A 17,777-nucleotide genomic window follows, 5' to 3' on the forward strand; every position below is an offset into this window, starting at 1 on the left:
ACCCAACTTTTCTAACTGTAAAAATGTCTATTGTGGCGTACGAAAACAACGACAAGAAAATGGAGAGCATCTACAGCAAGAGAATTCGCGCCGGAAAACGCCGAACCTATTTCTTCGATGTACGTGCGACCCGGGGGAACGATTACTACCTCACCATCACCGAAAGCCGCAAGCGTTTTAACGACAACGGCTACGACCGCCACAAGATCTTCCTGTATAAAGAAGATTTCAATAAATTCATCAAGGCACTCAACGAAGCCGTCGACCACGTAAAGACACAGCTGATGCCCGACTTCGACTTCGACGCCTACAACCACGACGAAGCGTACGACGAGCATGACGAGCACGATATCGACGGTGTACAGACGTCGCACGAAGTAAACCCGATCGCCATCGCGCCGATCATTATCGAAACCGAGCCGACCGTAGAAGTACCGGCGGCACAGGCTTCGGCATCGTCAGAAGAAGTAGACAAATGGTAACAGTAACCAACAATAGGAAAAGCCCCGGTAGTGATGCCGGGGCTTTTTTATTTGTTGATTTCAAAACGCGAAGCCGCCCGATGATCCTGCGGGACCGGTGCGGCCGGAGCGTCAGCGCATTTTCTTGTACGCGTTGATCAGGCCGTTGGTGGACACATCATGGCTGCTCACAGCGCCGTCGCCTTCGAGCTCGGGGAGGATCCGGTTGGCCAGCTGCTTGCCCAGCTCCACACCCCACTGGTCGAAGGAGAAGATATTCCAGATAACGCCCTGCGTGAAGATCTTGTGCTCGTAAAGCGCTACCAGCGCGCCAAGGCTGCGCGGCGTCACCTGCTTCAGGAGGATGGAATTGGTAGGCCGGTTGCCGCTGAAGATCTTGAAAGGCGCCAGGCGGGCGATCTCTTCGTCGCTCTTGCCGGCGGCGCGCAACTCCTGCTCCACCTCGGCTTCGTCCTTGCCATTCATCAGCGCCTCGGTTTGCGCGAAGAAATTCGACAGCAGCTTTGCATGGTGGTCGCCGATCGGGTTGTGCGAGCGCGCAGGGGCGATGAAGTCGCAGGGAATGAGGTGCGTACCCTGGTGGATCAATTGGTAAAATGCGTGTTGGCCGTTGGTTCCCGGCTCACCCCATACAATCGGGCCCGTGCTGTAGGTTACTTCCTCGCCGTTGCGGTCCACGCTCTTTCCGTTGCTTTCCATGTTGCCCTGCTGGAAGTAAGCCGCAAAGCGGTGCAGGTATTGGTCGTAGGGAAGGATGGCCTCGGTTTGCGCGCCGTAGAAATTGGTATACCAGATGCCGATCAGCGCCATCAGCACCGGGATATTCTCCTTCAGGTCGGTTGTACGGAAGTGCTCGTCGACTCCGTAAGCCCCGCGGAGCAACTCCTCGAAATTTTCATAGCCCACCGTCAGCGCGATGCTGAGGCCGATGGCGCTCCAGAGCGAGTAGCGGCCGCCAACCCAGTCCCAGAATTCGAACATGTTCGCCCTGTCGATTCCGAAGCGGGTAACTTCCTTTTCATTGGTGGAAAGCGCCACAAAGTGCTTTGCGATATGCGTCTCGTCTTTTGCCGACTCCAGGAACCAGGAGCGTGCCGTCTGCGCGTTCGTCATGGTTTCCTGCGTGGTAAACGTTTTCGACGCGATGAGGAACAGGGTTTCTTCGGGCGTCACCTTTTTGAGCACTTCGGCGATATGGCTGGCATCGACATTCGAAACGAAGAAGGCTTCGATGCCTTCACGCCAATAGGGGCGGAGCGCTTCGGTAACCATCAGCGGGCCGAGGTCCGAGCCGCCGATACCGATGTTGACGATGTAGCGGATCTTTTTGCCGGAATAACCTGTGTGGGCACCGCTGTGCACGCGGCTGCAGAAGTCTTTCATGTGTTGCTGCACGCGTTGCACATCTGGCATCACGTCCTTACCAGCGGCGTACACGGGCGAGCCGCTGAAGTTGCGCAGCGCTACGTGGAGCACCGACCTTCCTTCGGTTTCATTGATGAAATCGCCGGCAAACATGGCGTTGATCGCATCCGGCAGCCGGCACTCACGGGCCAGCTGCAGCAGCAGTTGCAACGTTTCGTCGGTGATGCGGTTCTTGGAAAAGTCGATCATCAGCTCGTCGTGGCAAAACGAAAGCTTCCGGAAGCGATCGGGATCATTGGCAAACAGGTCGCGCATGTGCATGCTGCGGGTGGCGTTGGCGTGAACCTGCAGGCGCTGCCAGGCTTCTGTGTTGCTCGGATTGATTCGTGGAAACATAATAAAAAGAGGTGTGTGGGTCTATTATTCGTTGAAGGAGGCTGTCAGGCAGGAACGGCGCTGAGCGCGCGGATGCTCTCGATCGTGTGCTGCAGCATGTCGTCTGTGATGTCGAGGTGCACCACAAGGCGTACCTGGGTCGGCGCGATGGCATAGGCGAGTATCCCGCGCTCTTTCCAGGAAGCCACAAGCGAAGCGGCGGTCATCGGTGGCGCTACATTGAAAATGATGATGTTGGTTTCGACCGGTAGAACGCTTTCCACAACCGGGCTTTGCTCCAGCGCGTCTGCGATGGCCCGCGCCCGTGCATGGTCGTCGGCAAGGCGGCTGATATTGTTCTCCAGCGCATAGATCCCGGCGGCCGCGAGGAAGCCGGCCTGGCGCATCCCGCCCCCGAACACCTTTCTCAGGCGTCGCGCGCGGCGGATAAAATCAGCCGGGCCAAGCAGGAGGGAGCCCACCGGGCAGCCAAGGCTTTTGCTCAGGCAAAGAGAGATCGTATGAAAGGTGCTGCCATATTCTTTCGGGTCTTCGCCCCGGGCAACGATGGCATTATAGAGACGTGCCCCGTCAAGGTGCAGGATGAGCCCGTGGCGGTCGCAAACGGAGCGGATGGCCTTCATGTCTTCCATGGAATAGCAGGAGCCGCCGCCGCGGTTGGACGTGTTTTCAAGGCACACAAGGCTTGTATGGGCCTTATGAACGTCGTCGGGGTTGATGGCCGCCTCGACCTGGTCGGCGCTGATGCGGCCGCGGTTGCCCGGCAGGAGCCGTACGGAGGCGCCGGCGTTGAAGGCGATACCGCCCCCTTCATATTGATACACGTGTGCCGAGCCGTCGCAGATCACCTCGTCGCCGGGCTGCGTATGCGCCTTTATGGCGATCTGGTTGGTCATTGTTCCCGAGGGGCAGAAAAGGGCCGCCTCGGTTCCCAGAAGAGAGGCGCCAAGGGCTTCCAGGCGGTTTACCGACGGGTCTTCGCCATAAACATCGTCGCCGACGGCGGCGCTCATCATCGCCTCCAGCATGGCCGGGGAAGGCTTGGTCACGGTATCGGAACGGAAATCGACTATCATGTTCCAAATGTAGGTGCTTGCCGGGTTTTCCGGGCGGGCCCGATCCGGCAACACCCGATTTCCCCGCTTAAAGGCCTGTGGGCCCGTTTGTCCTCTAAGCTGTCGCCGGCTGTAACCGGCCTTCCGTTGCGACGTCTCAGTTGATGCGCCGGCGCCCACCGTTCATCCCCCTTAAACAACCGTTCGTTTACAAAACAATGTACTATAGAATACACAGTACCTACTTTCGTCATGTAATTGATGAAGGCCAGTATTAAATGAAATTAGCATGAAGACGTTTACCAGCACCCTCATAGCCCTTTTTTCCGCCCTTTGCGCCGTAGCTCAAACAGCCGGCGGAAGCATAGAAGGCACCGTTACCGACGGTAGCCGCAAATCGATCGAAGCCGCCAGTATCAGCCTCCACCGCGCCGCCGATTCGGCGCTCGTGAAGCTTTCCGTAGCCACGGCAGGCGGCGCCTACCGCTTCGACGGCATTCCCGCCGGCCGCTACCTTGTTTCCGTTACGGCCGTTGGCCACGCCCAGGCCTGGTCGGCACCCCTGACCCTGGTCCAGGGCAGCGACAAGCTGACCGTTCCCGGTATCGAGCTGCAGCCTGTCGCCAAAACGATGGCCGGCGTCACCGTTACTTCCCGGCGCCCGCTGGTGGAGCAGAAGGCCGATCGCACCGTGATCAATGTCGATGCCTCCCCCACGAATGCCGGCGCCACAGCGCTTGAAGTACTCGAGAAATCGCCGGGCATCACGATCGATAAGGACGGCAATATTTCCTTCAAAGGCAAGCAAGGCATCCAGGTGCTTGTCGACGGCCGTCCCTCGTACCTGTCGGGCGCCGAGCTCGTGGCCTACCTGCGCAGCCTCCCCGCTACCGCCATCGACCAGCTTGAGCTGATGAGCAACCCGCCGGCCCGCTACGACGCAGCCGGGAAAGCCGGTCTCATCAACATCCGAACGAAGAAGAATCGCGCAAAAGGATTCAATGGCAGCCTGAGCCTCGCGGGCACCACGGGTCTTCGCAACCGGGCCAACAACAGCCTCAACCTGAATTACCGCAACGGCAAGTGGAACCTGTTTTCCAACCTCAATCACAGCCACTACGAACGCTTCCAGAATCTCGATATCCAGCGGACCTTCCGCAACGCCGGCGCCGTCACCGCGCTCTTCGAGCAGGAAACCCGCCAGCGCGGCAACAACGATTACTTGGGCGGAAAATTCGGTGTCGACTACTACCTGAGCAAGCGCAGCACTTTAGGGATGGTCGTTACATTCGGCAGCAACAACGAGAAGGGGAGCAGCGTCAGCCGGAGCCAGCTTAAGAATGCTACCGGATCGCTCGACTCGGTCGTTACCGCCGAAAGCCTGAGCAACAACCGCTGGCGTAACGGAGCCGTCAACCTCAACTTCCGCCAGCAGTTCGATTCCTCCGGCCGCGAGCTGACTGCCGATGCCGACTATATCCACTACAATACCGGGGCGGACCAGTATTTCTACAACAATTCGGAATCCGCAACGGGCGTCAAGGGGCCGGACCGTCTCCTCCGCGGCGACCTGCCTGTTTCAATCAGCATCTACTCCGTAAAGTCGGATTACACACATCCCCTGAAGGCCGGTGCCAAGATTGAAGCCGGAGTAAAGGGTAGCTATGTACGCACAGAGAATGCGGCAAATTATTTCAACGTGTTTGGCGGCAACCAGGTCGTTGACCCCGACAAGACCAACCAGTTCCGCTACGAAGAGCGAATCGCGGCGACTTATATGAATTGGAACCGCCAGTTCAAAAAATGGAACCTGCAGGCCGGTCTGCGCTTCGAAGAAACGATCTACAACGGGCTGCAGTATGGCAACCCCGATAAGACCGCGCACCCGGACTCATCGTTCCGCAACCAGTACGGAAGCCTGTTCCCGACGCTGTTTGCGAGCTATGCCGCCAACGACAAGAACAGCTTTACATTCTCGTACGGCCGGCGCATCGAGCGGCCCTCGTACCAGAACCTCAACCCGTTTCTCTTTTACATCGACAACTATACCTACGAGCAGGGCAACCCCTTCATGCGCCCTGAATTTGCGCACAACTTCGAGATCGGTCATTCGTTCCGCAACCGCCTCAATACATCGATCAACTACAGCATGGCGCGTGATGTCATGAACGAGATCTTCGGCCAGGCGCCTGTGAGCACCGGCGGTGGCTATGCCACGGTGATCCGCAACGGCAACATTGGCCGCCGCGAGCAGCTGGCTATCTCGGTCAATGCGCAACTGCCGCTGCGCAAATGGTGGAACATGACCGTGTTCAGCAACTACACTTACAGCCACTACCACGGCGCACTCAATGGCGGTGTCGGCTCGATCGACATCCGCAGCGGTGTATGGATCGCCAACCTGCAAAACCAGCTGCAGCTGGGCAAGGGCTGGAGCGGTGAGCTGAGCAGCTGGTTCCGCTCCGCGGGTAAGGATGGACAGATCCAGGTTTACTCGCTGTGGGACGCTTCTGCCGGGATATCCAAATCCATCTTTGACAACAAAGGCAGCCTGCGCCTGAATGTGCGCGACATTTTCTACAGCAACCGCGTGGCTGGCCGCATCGATTTCCAGGATACCGAGGCGCATTTCCAGCAGCGCCGCGACACGCGGAATGTCACGCTCTCCTTTACCTGGCGCTTCGGGAAACCCCTGAAAGACGCCGCGCCCCGACGCAACACAGGAGCTGCTTCGGACGAGATGAACCGTGTAAAAGGGGCGAACTAGATGAACGGTATCCTTTCAAAACAATTAATGGCCGCTTTATCACAATTCAACCAATAACCACTGTGTAAGCCGGGACCTTCGGGTCAAATTTACACAGCCAAAACATCGATCATGAGAACAAAACTATTCACACTACTGGCCGCTACAGCAATCGTAACGAGTGCACAGGCACAGGGCGGCGCCAAGGTCGCCGGGTCGGTCAAAGACAGCGACGGAAAGCCGCTTAGCGGCGCCACCGTTTCGCTGCTCCACGCCAAAGACTCGTCGCTGGCCAAGCTGGCCGTGACCGACAACGGCGGGCAATACGAATTCATCGGCATCAAGGACGGCCGCTACCTGGTATCCGTTACCTCCGTTGGTTTCGGCCGCGCCTTCTCCACAGCTTTTGACGCCAGCGGTGCCATGGATGTGCCCGCTATCGCCCTGCAGCGGGGCAGCAAGGAAATGGCCAACGTAACCGTCGCCGTACGCAAGCCGCTGGTGGAAGCCCGGCTCGATAAGATGGTGGTGAACGTGGACGCATCGCCTACGAATGCCGGCAGCAGCGCGCTCGACGTGCTCGAGAAGTCGCCGGGCGTAACGCTCGACAAGGACGGCAACATCTCCCTCAAGGGAAAGAACGGCGTCATCGTGCTCGTCGACGGCAAGCAGACCTACCTGAGCGGGCAGGACCTTACGAACCTGCTGCGCAACATGCCCGCGAATCAGCTTGACCAGATCGAGATCATGACGCAGCCTTCGGCGAAGTACGATGCCTCGGGCAACTCGGGCGTGCTCAACCTGCGCACGAAGAAAGGCCTGCAGAAAGGCTTCAACGGCTCCATTAACCTGTCGTACGTGCAGGCTCGCTACCCGAAGGCGCCGCAAAGCGTGAATCTCAACTGGCGCAAAGGCAAGGTGAACGTCTTCTCCAACTTCAGCTACAGCTACTGGGAAGGCTTCAACGAGCTGCGCATCGCACGCCTCTTTCCGAACCGCTTCTTCGACCAGCGGAGCGAGCCGCACTTCAGCAGCAACAACTACAGCGCCCGCGTCGGCCTCGATTATAATATCGACAAGAAAACGACGGTCGGCTTCATGGTCAACGGTAACTACAGCCTCCGCAAGGGTGATGTTTCCTCGCGCACCACGATCACCGACAACAGCGGCGCGCTGGTCAACATCAACGAAGCCAAATCCAATAACGAAGACAGCTGGAAGAACTTCGGCGCCAACCTCAACTTCCGCCGCCAGCTGAAGCGCCAGGGCGCGGAGATCACGGCCGATGCGGATTATATCATCTACCGTAGCAGCAGTGACCAGAACCTCGATAACCGCTTCTACAATGCCAGCGGTACGCTGCAGGGCAATCCCTACCTGCTCTTTGGTGTGCTGCCCGGTAAGACAGATATCCTGAGCGGCAAGATCGACGTGACGCTGCCGGTAGACAAAACAGGCAAGATGGAGTTTGGTGCCAAGAGCAGCTTCGTGCGCAACGACAACAACGCTCCGTACCTCACGTGGGACTGGAATTCCGGCAAGGAAGTTCCCGACGCACGCTCCGACCATTTTATTTACGAGGAGAACATCAACGCCGCCTACGCAAACTGGAGCAAGCAAATCTCGAAGTGGAACTACCAGCTGGGTCTGCGCCTCGAGCATACGCACTCCGTAGGAAACTCGCTGGCAACGCACAACCGTGTTCCCCGTGACTATGCGCAGCTCTTCCCGACGGCATTCGTGAGCTATAAGATGGATGATAAGAACACCATGGGCCTGTCGTACAGCCGCCGTATCGTTCGCCCGGCTTACCCCGACCTCAACCCGTTCCAGCGCATTCTCGATACCTTCACCTACCAGCAGGGCAACCCGTACCTGACGCCGCAGTTCTCCCACAACATCGAGCTGAGTCATAACTTCCGCGGCATTGTGAACACCGTGCTGAATTACACGCGTACTACCGACATCATCAACGACATCCTGAAGCAGCAGGGTACGACTACGTACCAGACCAAAGACAACGTAGCGTCCAGCCAGAACATCGGCCTTGCCGTCAGCGTCAACCTGCAGGTGAAGAAGTGGTGGTTCCTCAACACGTATGTGAACGTGTACAACAACCAGTTCAACGGCACCATCAGCGGCGAGCCGCTGGATGTGAACATGACAGCCTGGATGGCCAACATGAGCCAGCAGTTCCGCACGGGCAAGGGCTGGACCATCGAGGTAAACGGCTTCTACCGCTCCACGACACAGGATGCCGGCATCATCGTTGCCAACCCGATGGGCGTCGTAAGCTTCGGCCTGAGCAAGTCGATCCTGAAGAACATGGGCTCACTCAAGCTTAGCCTGAACGATCCTTTTTACATCCAGAAGTTCAGCGGCTATACCTACTTCCACGACATTCATGCAGACATCTCGAGCAAGTGGGACAACCGCCGCGTGGGTCTCAGCTTTACCTGGCGCTTCAGCAAAGGCCAGAATGCCCCGCAGCAGCGCAAGCGCTCTTCCTCCGCGCAGGACGAACAGAGCCGCGTTGGTGGTGGCGGTCAGCAATAATCTATTAGTTTCTCATGTGCATACGACAGCCCCCCGCTCCCGGGGGGCTTTTTTGTTTAAGTAGTTAAGTCGGAAGTGACAAAGTCGGAAGTGAAACCAATCCTCATCGCGCCGTTCGTAGCCAGGTGCAAAAGTGAGGCTACCTGCTCCAGGCCGGTTCCGATTGCTTCGCTGCGCCCGCAATGACGAATCTTTACACTTCGCACATCAGACATCCGAGATCCGACATGCATTTTCGACTTCCGGCTTCCGACTTTTTTTACTTTTGCCAGCGCTTATCTTTGTTTCAAACCACAGCTATATGCCTTCTTTCGATATCGTGTCCAAGGTGGACGCCCAGGCCCTCGACAACGCCGTAAACGTGACCAAAAAAGAGATCACCAACCGCTTCGATTTCAAGAATGCCCACGTCGTGATCGACCTCAACAAGAAAGATTACAAGATCTCCCTTGAGACGGAAGGGGAGATGCAGATGAACCAGCTCATCGATGTGCTCATCAGCCGGGCAAACAAGCAGGGCATTGCCCCTGAAGCCTTCGATACGTCCAAGGAAGGCTTCCAGAGCGGTAAGGTCTGGAAGAAAGAAGTGCCCGTGTCGAACGGTCTCAAGCAGGAGGACGCCAAGAAGATCGTGAAGCAGATCAAGGACTCCGGGCTCAAGGTCCAGGCCTCGATCAACGACGACCTGGTGCGGGTTACGGGCAAAAAAATAGATGATCTTCAGTCAGTTATACAGGCGTCCAAGGGTTGGAACCTGGGCTTGCCGCTGCAGTTTGAAAATATGCGCAGCTAAAAATTAACAGCCTATTTCTTTGGGCAGGTCGCGAAAAAGAACTTATCTTTGCGCGTCGCTTTTCAAATAATACAGCCGCCGCTAAAAAAAGATAGTATGAAAAAGGGTCTGCATCCGGAAAATTACCGTTACGTAGTTTTTAAAGATATGAGTAACGGCCATAGCTTTTTGAGCCGCTCCACAGCGGGTTCCAAAGAAACCGTAAAGTGGGAAGATGGCAACGAGTATCCGCTGATCAAGCTGGAGATCTCGAACACCTCGCACCCCTTCTTCACGGGTAAGAACGTCCTGGTGGATACTGCCGGCCGTATCGACAAGTTCAAGAAGAAGTACGCCAAGAAGTAAGCTTCGACGCGTTCAAAGAATACATCCCCTCCGCAAGAGGGGATTTTTTACTTTTATCCTTCCATGGAAAAGATTGTATTTACGGAAGAGTTTTGCAGCCCGGAGCAACTTTTCCCGTTCACCCTTACCCGCCAGATCCAGGACATCCGCGTCGGCATTCTCAGCATCCGCGAGAAATGGGAGCGTATGCTCAGCCTCCCCTCGTTCGACCGGCAGGAAGGCGATTACAAGGATCTCGATGGTGCCCTCCTCATCGACGAAAGCATCGGCAAGGATATCATCTACCTGATTCACGGCAACATCCTGCCTACACCCGCACTCGCCAAACAGGTGCAGGCCCTCCGGCCCGGCGAGTTTCTGAGCCTTCCGGAGAAGGAGAATTTCATCTTCTGCATCTCGCGCAAGCAGGTGCTCGACGCCAACCGGATCAAGATGGACCGCGCCGTGGAAATGCAGTCCGACTTCCGGGAGATCAACTATCCGTGGGATATCAACCGGCTCAATGCCTGGGCCATCGAGCAGGACTACGCCCTGCTTACCAACAAGCGCAAGAGCCAGGGCGCCCCGCGAAGCACCAGCATGATCAACGCGGCCCGCGTGTTCATTGAAAAAGGCGCCCGCGTGGAGCACTGCATTCTTAACGCCACCGAGGGGCCGATCTATATCGGTCATGGCGCACAGGTGCTCGAGGGCAGCCTGCTGCGCGGCCCCATCGCCATCGGCGAAGGTGCAACCGTGAAGATGGGCACCCGCATCTACGGCGCAACGACCGTTGGCCCCTGGTGCACCGTCGGCGGAGAGATCAAGAACAGCGTTCTTTTTGCCTACTCAAACAAGGCGCACGACGGCTACCTGGGCGACTCGGTGCTGGGCGAATGGTGCAACCTCGGGGCGGGCACCTCCAATTCCAACGTAAAGAACAATGCCTCGGTCATCCGCGTGTATACGCCGCAGGGCATCCGCGAGGCAGGAACAAAATGCGGTATGTTCATGGGCGACTACAGCCGCACGGCCATCAACACGAGCATCAACACCGGAACGGTTATCGGTACGAGCTGCAATGTCTTTGGAACCGGCATCCCGCCGAAGTACATTCCTCCCTTTGCCTGGGGCAGCGATGGCATCGAGCGTTATGATATCGACCGGGCGCTGGCCCACATCGCCAACTGGAAAAAGCTGAAAGGGCAGGAGCTCACCTCGCGCGAGATCGCCATCCTGCGCGCCGTCCACAACCGATACTGAGTTAGTTTGTTGCTTGAAGTTTGAAGTTTGTAGTTAGTTTGCAAACAGGAAGACGTTTGTGTTTCAAACAGTACCAATTAACCAATAGACCCATTTAACCCATACTCTCTATGCGTAAACAGATTGCCGCTGCAAACTGGAAGATGAACCTCACGTACCAGAAGGCCGAACAATTACTGGATGCGATCCTGCAGGAAAAGGTCGCGCCGGCGCCCAACCAGCTGGTGCTTTTTGCCGTGCCCTTTCCTTACCTGGTGCTCGCCAAAAGCGAGGTCGACGAAGATCCCGGGTATGCGATCGCGGCACAGAATTGCTCGGACAAAGTGAATGGTGCGTATACCGGCGAGGTGTCGGTAGAAATGCTGCAATCGATGGGGATCCGCTACTGCCTGGTCGGCCACAGTGAGCGCCGTGAATATTTTGCCGAAAGCAATGAGCTCCTCGCCGGCAAAGTGGATCGTTGCCTCGAGTACGACATCCAGCCCGTGTTCTGCTGCGGGGAAGCCCTCGCCATCCGCGAGGCCGGAACCGAAAATGCCTACGTGCAGCAACAGCTGGAAGAATCGCTCTTTCACCTCGGAGACGAGCAGATCCGCCAGGTGATCATCGCCTACGAGCCCATCTGGGCCATCGGTACGGGCCGTACGGCCTCTTCGCAGCAGGCCCAGGACATGCACGCGCACATCCGCTCCGTGCTCGCCGGAAAGTGGGGAAAAGAAACGGCAAACGAGATCTCCATCCTGTACGGAGGCTCGGTAAAAGCAAACAACGCGGCCGAGCTTTTCAGCGCCCCCGATGTGGACGGCGGGCTTGTTGGCGGCGCCTCGCTTGTGGCACAGGATTTCGTGCAAATTATTAAATCCCTGCGGTCATAAACAACGTACAGCAGCCATACCGGATAGTCCTGATCAGGAAAAATCAGTTCCTGCTCCGGTTCCTGAAGGTCCGGGTGGTAGTGGACGGTATGTCCATTTATACGCTTGATAAAAAGCTGCCTGTTGTGATTCCCGTCGGTCAGCACCGGCCCCTGCTGGTGGCTACCGACGGGTTTCACCATACGGTACCCTTCGTGCTCAAAAAGCTGGAGCGGCCAACCTATTATTTCAAGGTGGGTTGCATTATCGAAGACGACCAGCTGGTGGTAGGACTGCTGGTACAGGTGATCCTTTATTTCATGGGCCTTAGCGCGGACAACATCCTGCTGCAGGTGCTCAGTTTTGCGCCCGTATTTTTCTTTCTCTTTCTGTACTACATCAAGCGCCGGGAATTTCTGCGCTTTCAACCGGCCTAGGTCTTCGGGAGCAGCTCGAAGTCGTTCAGCTTGTCTACTTCCAGCAGCGTACTGCCGGCGTAGGGCCGGTACATCGGCTTGAACCGCGCATTCGGAATGAACTCGTCGGCGGTGTACGAGGTGCGGGCAATGACGCTGTTGGCAAACACTTCGTCGTAGGCCTTCACGAACACCAGCATTTCGGCATCCATCTGCTTCAGGTCTTCGAGCGTATAGCCATAAAGCGGGCTTTCCTCGTTGATGGCGTGTACCACGGTCCAATTGAGCACCAGCGTGTTGATCCGCGCGAACTCAACGGCCAGTGTATAAAATTCATTCTTCTCCTTCTCGCCATCATGCACCCGCATGGCCAGTGTCAGCTTCACCTCGGCATCGGTAAGCTGGTTGTTCTTTTCGGGTACCATCCGAAACATCAGCGCCTGCCCGTCCTTGTAGGGAGCGATGAGCGCGATGTTGCTGAAGCGCAGGTAGGCCCGCGGCATCGAGAAGCGGCCGAAGAAGAGACCGCTCGCGAGGGCCAGGGTCATGACACCCAGGAACGATTCAAAGGCCGCTACGGAGCTTACCAGGAAGCCGTCGGGGCTTACGTGCCCGTAGCCCACCGTGGTATAGGTCTGCGCGCTGAAGAAAAACGCTTCGGTGAATTGGTGCAGCTTACCCCCGCTGACCGTTCCATTGAGGTGCTGGACACCAATGAAGAAATAAATGAAGGCAAACACGACGTTGATGCCGATGTAAAAAAGAAGCAGGTAAAACCAGAACTTCCAGCGGTCCATCGAAAGAAGCGTGTGAAACCAGCTGAAGCGGTCGAGGAAGGCGACGCCGCGGCGTACCACGTTCACGCTTCCGTCTTTGCGGTAAAAGCGCCCGCTGCTGTCGCTGCCGCTGGTACCGAAGCCGGTGGTAAGCTCATTCTGGAAATTGCGTCGCTGGTTGGCCATGAGGTAAAATTAAGCGCCGCCCGTTAAAAGGGGGAGCACGCGGCTGCGGACATCTTCTGGATGTATGAGTTCCGACTGCATCGCGGCCATCAGCTGGAGCCGACGTCGTGCTACCGGGTTGGCCTGCAGGGCGAGGAGCAGGTACCGGAGATAGGTCGCATCGCTGTAGCGCAGCAGGGCCGATGCGACGATGGAAGGAACGGGAAGATCGTCGGGTACGAGCAGCGGCTTGCCGAAGCGGAGGGCATCGAAAAAAGCGCCCGCACTCTTGCTGCTGCCATAGGTTTCTACGGTTCCGTCCGGATGCCGGAAGTTCGGTTGCAAGGGAATCCAGACGAGCTCGCAGGCGCGCATCGCGTCATCGAAATCTTTGGCGGAAACCCCTTCCGGGGCAAAAGAAACCGGCGTAGCCGGGGGCCAGTTTCCAGGCGGATGGGTCTTGCTCCAGGCCCCGAGCAACCGGACCGGAAACTCGTCGGGAGGAAGAAGCGCCGCCAGTTCCAGGACGATGCGGTAGTCGCGGCGGCGCCCGTCGATGGAGCCCGGAACGACGATCGGGACGATGGAATTGTCTGTGGACATTTCCCGTCCCGCCACCCCTTCGAAAAAGGCCCCAGGTATTACGACCACCGGTTGCGGCGGCGCATATTGGCGGAGGATGAAGGCGCGCATTTCGTCGAGCAGCACGGCGAAAGCAGTAACGCTGCGGCGAAGCCGGCGCTTGCCGAAGGCGCGGGCCCAGGACCGCAGTGTTTTGCCCCAGGCCGGGGCAAAGAGGTCGTTCACATCGTGCACCCCGAGCAGCACCGGTATTTTCAGGCGCCGGGGCAGCAGGGCAAATTGCGCGTGGCGGAACGATACGGTGCCCAGTACCAGTGCTTCCGCGGCAACGCTGCGCGCCATCTTTTCCACGAAGGCCGGATGGGCCGCGGGCAATTCCGGTAATGCGTGAATGACCACCTTGTACCGACGGAGGCGCTCGGTGAATTCCCTGTCGGCTGCCAGGCGGGCCGGGAGCAGGAGCTGCAGGTTATTGGCGCCGCTGTCGAGTACTTCCAGGAGTGCTTCAACAGTTTCGAAATGCTCATTCTCGTACAACAGGATGTTCACGGCTTAAATATAGGCAATGGTATCTGCCCGCTTTGCCCGGTCATGCGCCGCTATAGGTGCCGGAGCCCTTTCTGCAGAAAACTCTCCCGGGAATAGTATGTTTGTAATTCCCCCGTCAATCAACAGTCGTGAGTCTGAAAAAGAACCTGGCCTATAACTTCCTGCTAAGCCTGAGCCAGGTGCTGTTTCCCTTGCTGTCCATACCCTGGCTCACGCGGGTGCTCGATCCGCAGGGGCTGGGCCGGGTACAGTTCATCGACGGTCTTGTGTATTATTTCATCGTGCTGGCCGAAGCCGGGATCGTTACCCATGCCATCCGCGAAGTGGCGCGCTGCCGGCGCGACCCAGTGGCCCTGAAGCAGCTCGCTTCGGAGTTGCTATCGCTGCACCTGCTCACGACGCTACTTTCCTCGACGCTCTTCGGAATAACCGTCTACTTCCTGTACGACCGCATTGGCGAGGCGCGCCTGATTCTGTTCTCCCTTTCATTCCTGCTGATCAACGGCTTTGCCTGCGAGTGGTACTACTGGGGCCTCGAGGATTTTCGTTATATCACGCTACGGTCGCTACTCGTGCGCGGCCTTGCCTTGCTGTCGCTGTTCGTGCTGGTGCGGCAGCCGGAGCATTATGTGCGCTACTACGCACTGATCGCGGGCAGCTCGATCGTGGTACTCGCCTGGAACGTACTCCGCATGCTCGCCCATACCGGGCTCTCGTTCCGCAACCTGCAGTGGAAGAAGCACCTGCGCGTTACACGCATCACCTATGCCGTGAGCCTGGTATACAGCGTACCGCTCCTGCTCGACAATGTGCTGCTCGGCGTGCTGGCCGGAACCGCCGTTGTTGCCTTTTATGCGTATGCGCTGAAGATCGTTCGCCTTGTGTCCGCCTTCCTCACCGACAGCTTCCTGGTACTTTACCCGCGCACCGTGGCCCTGCTCCAGGAAGCCGACGACACGCTGCTGCGCCGCAACCTGCGCCTCTCTGCGGATGGCTTGCTGCTGCTGGCGCTGCCGGCCGGGGCGGGGATCTGGCTGGCGGCCGATGCCTTTACCCAATTGTACTTCGGTCCGCAATTCGTTGCCGTGGCACCGCTGCTGCGTGTGCTGAGCCTTTATCCGCCCTTGCTTACCCTGGCACTTTTCCTCAACAAGCAGGTGCTGATGCCGCGCGACCAGGAACGCTGGGTGTTGTACGGACTACTATCCGGAGCCGCCGCCTTTCTGGTGCTCTCGTTTGCCCTGTGCCCGCGCTATGGCGGCATCGGGATGGCCTGGTCGCTTATTGCCAGCGAAGTAGTGGTGGTTGCCTGCAATGCCTACTTCGTACGACGCCTGCACCGGGGCCTGCTGCTCCTGAAGAGCCCCGCACTCGGCGCAGCCTTCCTGTGCGTGGCCGTATTTGTACTGCTTGGCCTGCTGTTGCAGCGGTTCACGTTGTCGCCGTGGGCTTATCTTGGGATTCTGATCCCCGGTTGTTTACTTTGTTATCTTGCCATACTCCGGCTGTTTCGCCTGGAGGTTAGCGAGCTGCTGTTTGATACCCTTTTCCGACGCCCGAAAATCGACACCGCCTGAATCGCCATCGAAATCATACAACCCGGTATTTTCTGCAGGAGCACCTTGTGCGCGGCCCCGTATTTCATGGCGGCATCGGCAACAAGGATGCGGAGACCGTATTACTACGGGCGGGCTATGTTGCGTTGCGGCTGGGCGACGAGTATGCCTTCGGGATAGCCGCCAAGTGGCGGCGCTTCCGAACCTTTCTGCGGCTCCAGCAGGAGCTGCCGCAAGGCGCAACGCTGGTGTTTCAATGGCCACTGTATGCGCGGCTGCACCGCTGGCTCTTCCTGCGTCTTGCCCGCAAGCGAACCGACCTGCGGCTTGTTTGCTTCCTCACCGATATCAATGGCCTCAAGGATAGCGACGACCGCCTGCTGAAAGACGAACTTCAGTTCCTCCGCAACTTCACGCAGTTTATCGTGCACAACGCTTCGATGCGCCGCTGGCTCGAAACGGTGTTGCCGGGCTCGCGCTGCAATGCCATCGATTTTTTCGACTTTCTCGCTATTCCTGCATCCCACGAACGGCGGCCCGCGCCCGAGATCTGCTTTGCCGGAGCGATCGATAAAAGCCGCTTTCTGAAAAAACTGGGCAATTATCCCGACCTGCACTTTCACCTGTACGGACCCGGCGCGGAAGGCCTGCCAAAAAGCAGCAATACCTGCTACCATGGCGTCTTCCCGGCTTCGGAGCTTCCAGCGCGCGTCGAAGGATCCTTTGGCCTCGTGTGGGACGGCGACAGCGACCTGCAACTGGCCGGCGCTCTCGGAAACTATGCCCGGTATATTTCACCGCACAAGCTTTCCTTATATATCCTGGCGGGACTACCGGTGATCTGCCAGCGGGAAACCGCAGCGGCAAGGCTCGTAGCCGCCTGCAACATCGGCATTGCCGTGGATTCGATGGAGGAGATCGCGTCGCGGCTGCCTGGTATCAGCGAAGAAGATTATGCAGCGATGCGGCAGCGGATGAAGCCGCTTGCCGACCGTATTTCTACAGGCCGCTGCCTGCTCGATGCGTTAGCCGAACTGGGCTACTGAGGGCATGCGTACCACGAGCTCGAAATGCGGCTCGGTCCAGACGTCGAGATACCGGTCGAGCTCGTCGTCGCTCAGCCAGCGATCGTAGATGAGGCGCTCGTGCAGCGCAATATTGTATTGAAGACCCGGGTCGAGCGCGCGCAGGAGCTGCCGGCTTTCGCGGAGCTCCGCGCGGAATTCGGGGAAGAGGCATTCGAGGCTGAGGAAGGGCACGGGCACGCTCAGGCCCCGGATCACTTCGAGCTCGTAGCCTTCCACATCGATCTTGATAAAGGACGGGCGCCCATATTCCAGTATCAACTCATCGAGCGTTGTCACCGTCACCTCCAGCACGTCGCTGAAGGCGATCTTTTCGTTCCAGCGCTCCACCTCGTCGGCCTCGGTGATTTCCTTAAACCGTGGATTGAGCGTGTTGAAGGCGGAGCCGGGATGGTGCACCTGCATGGGCAGCCGCCCCGGGGCCGCGCCAAGCGCTTTTTGTTCCAGCTTTACCCGGCGCTTTTTGTGCCTGAAGCGTACCTGCAGCGTCCGGAAGTTGGCCGCATCGGGCTCGCAGGCCACGACTGTGTCGGCGAGCGCCAGGAAGGCGTCGGTCTTGTGGCCGTCGTTGGCGCCTATGTCGAATATGAGGTGGCAGGGGCGCAGGAAGGATCGGTAAAAAGCTTTCTCACGGGCGGCGGCTTCCCGTTGCACCGGTTGAAACAGGCGTCGGTAGACCCCGAAGAGGGGACTCCAGCGAAGGCGCTCGTAGATACCGAGGCGCCGGAGGAACTGTTTCAGGACCTGTTTCATGGCTTGGGGCGCGGCGTTGAACGAATACCGGCGGCGTCAAGATAGGAATTAACAGCAAAAT

Annotated in this window: 15 protein-coding genes; 10 read left to right on the forward strand and 5 right to left on the reverse strand. The window is 57.9% G+C overall.

Features of this window, described 5'->3' with window-relative positions:
* The first annotated feature begins 23 nt into the window (after window positions 1-23).
* Complete coding sequence (locus tag ACYU7Z_RS03340) at window positions 24-482, forward strand: DUF3276 family protein (RefSeq protein WP_460567349.1); 459 nt, start codon at window positions 24-26, stop codon at window positions 480-482.
* Window positions 483-593: 111 nt separating this feature from the next.
* On the opposite strand, the gene pgi is transcribed toward ACYU7Z_RS03340, so the two are convergent.
* Window positions 594-2,243: a glucose-6-phosphate isomerase gene (pgi, locus tag ACYU7Z_RS03345; protein ID WP_460567351.1), complete on the reverse strand. Its 1,650-nt coding sequence runs from the start codon at window positions 2,241-2,243 to the stop codon at window positions 594-596.
* A gap of 44 nt (window positions 2,244-2,287) precedes the next feature.
* Window positions 2,288-3,319 (reverse strand): threonine aldolase family protein, encoded by a 1,032-nt coding sequence (locus ACYU7Z_RS03350; RefSeq protein ID WP_460567353.1) that lies wholly within the window; start codon window positions 3,317-3,319, stop codon window positions 2,288-2,290.
* Window positions 3,320-3,587: 268 nt separating this feature from the next.
* Here ACYU7Z_RS03350 and ACYU7Z_RS03355 point away from each other — a divergent pair, with 268 nt between their 5' ends.
* From ACYU7Z_RS03355 to ACYU7Z_RS03385, 7 genes are all read left to right on the forward strand, one after another.
* Window positions 3,588-6,065 carry a TonB-dependent receptor domain-containing protein gene (locus tag ACYU7Z_RS03355; RefSeq protein ID WP_460567355.1) on the forward strand — a complete coding sequence of 826 codons (2,478 nt, stop codon included), beginning with the start codon at window positions 3,588-3,590 and terminating at the stop codon, window positions 6,063-6,065.
* Window positions 6,066-6,176: 111 nt separating this feature from the next.
* A complete protein-coding gene (locus ACYU7Z_RS03360; RefSeq protein ID WP_460567357.1) occupies window positions 6,177-8,600 on the forward strand; it encodes an outer membrane beta-barrel protein in 2,424 nt (807 codons plus the stop codon).
* Window positions 8,601-8,901: 301 nt separating this feature from the next.
* Window positions 8,902-9,393: a YajQ family nucleotide-binding protein gene (locus ACYU7Z_RS03365; RefSeq protein WP_460567359.1), complete on the forward strand. Its 492-nt coding sequence runs from the start codon at window positions 8,902-8,904 to the stop codon at window positions 9,391-9,393.
* Window positions 9,394-9,489: 96 nt separating this feature from the next.
* Window positions 9,490-9,738, forward strand: coding sequence for a 50S ribosomal protein L31 (locus ACYU7Z_RS03370; RefSeq protein ID WP_460567361.1), 249 nt, complete (start codon window positions 9,490-9,492; stop codon window positions 9,736-9,738).
* A gap of 63 nt (window positions 9,739-9,801) precedes the next feature.
* Entirely contained in the window at window positions 9,802-10,980 is a 1,179-nt protein-coding gene (locus ACYU7Z_RS03375; RefSeq protein WP_460567363.1) for a putative sugar nucleotidyl transferase, read from the forward strand.
* 110 nt (window positions 10,981-11,090) lie between these two features.
* A complete protein-coding gene (gene tpiA, locus ACYU7Z_RS03380) occupies window positions 11,091-11,855 on the forward strand; it encodes a triose-phosphate isomerase (protein WP_460567365.1) in 765 nt (254 codons plus the stop codon).
* A gap of 89 nt (window positions 11,856-11,944) precedes the next feature.
* Window positions 11,945-12,271: a hypothetical protein gene (locus ACYU7Z_RS03385; RefSeq protein ID WP_460567367.1), complete on the forward strand. Its 327-nt coding sequence runs from the start codon at window positions 11,945-11,947 to the stop codon at window positions 12,269-12,271.
* On the opposite strand, the gene ACYU7Z_RS03390 is transcribed toward ACYU7Z_RS03385, so the two are convergent.
* Both ACYU7Z_RS03390 and ACYU7Z_RS03395 read right to left on the reverse strand, forming a co-directional pair.
* Window positions 12,268-13,212 (reverse strand): ion channel, encoded by a 945-nt coding sequence (locus tag ACYU7Z_RS03390; RefSeq protein WP_460567369.1) that lies wholly within the window; start codon window positions 13,210-13,212, stop codon window positions 12,268-12,270. The genes ACYU7Z_RS03385 and ACYU7Z_RS03390 overlap by 4 nt on opposite strands.
* Before the next feature lie 9 nt (window positions 13,213-13,221).
* Window positions 13,222-14,322, reverse strand: coding sequence for a glycosyltransferase (locus tag ACYU7Z_RS03395; protein ID WP_460567371.1), 1,101 nt, complete (start codon window positions 14,320-14,322; stop codon window positions 13,222-13,224).
* A gap of 128 nt (window positions 14,323-14,450) precedes the next feature.
* Here ACYU7Z_RS03395 and ACYU7Z_RS03400 point away from each other — a divergent pair, with 128 nt between their 5' ends.
* Window positions 14,451-15,899: an MATE family efflux transporter gene (locus tag ACYU7Z_RS03400; protein ID WP_460567373.1), complete on the forward strand. Its 1,449-nt coding sequence runs from the start codon at window positions 14,451-14,453 to the stop codon at window positions 15,897-15,899.
* A gap of 47 nt (window positions 15,900-15,946) precedes the next feature.
* The gene (locus ACYU7Z_RS03405) at window positions 15,947-16,924 is read left to right on the forward strand and encodes a hypothetical protein (protein ID WP_460567375.1); all 978 of its coding nucleotides are present in this window, start codon (window positions 15,947-15,949) and stop codon (window positions 16,922-16,924) included.
* Here the strand turns inward: ACYU7Z_RS03405 and ACYU7Z_RS03410 are convergent.
* Window positions 16,904-17,716, reverse strand: coding sequence for a class I SAM-dependent methyltransferase (locus tag ACYU7Z_RS03410; protein WP_460567377.1), 813 nt, complete (start codon window positions 17,714-17,716; stop codon window positions 16,904-16,906). The genes ACYU7Z_RS03405 and ACYU7Z_RS03410 overlap by 21 nt on opposite strands.
* Window positions 17,717-17,777: the final 61 nt, after the last annotated feature.

Source organism: Flaviaestuariibacter terrae (assembly GCF_054777635.1).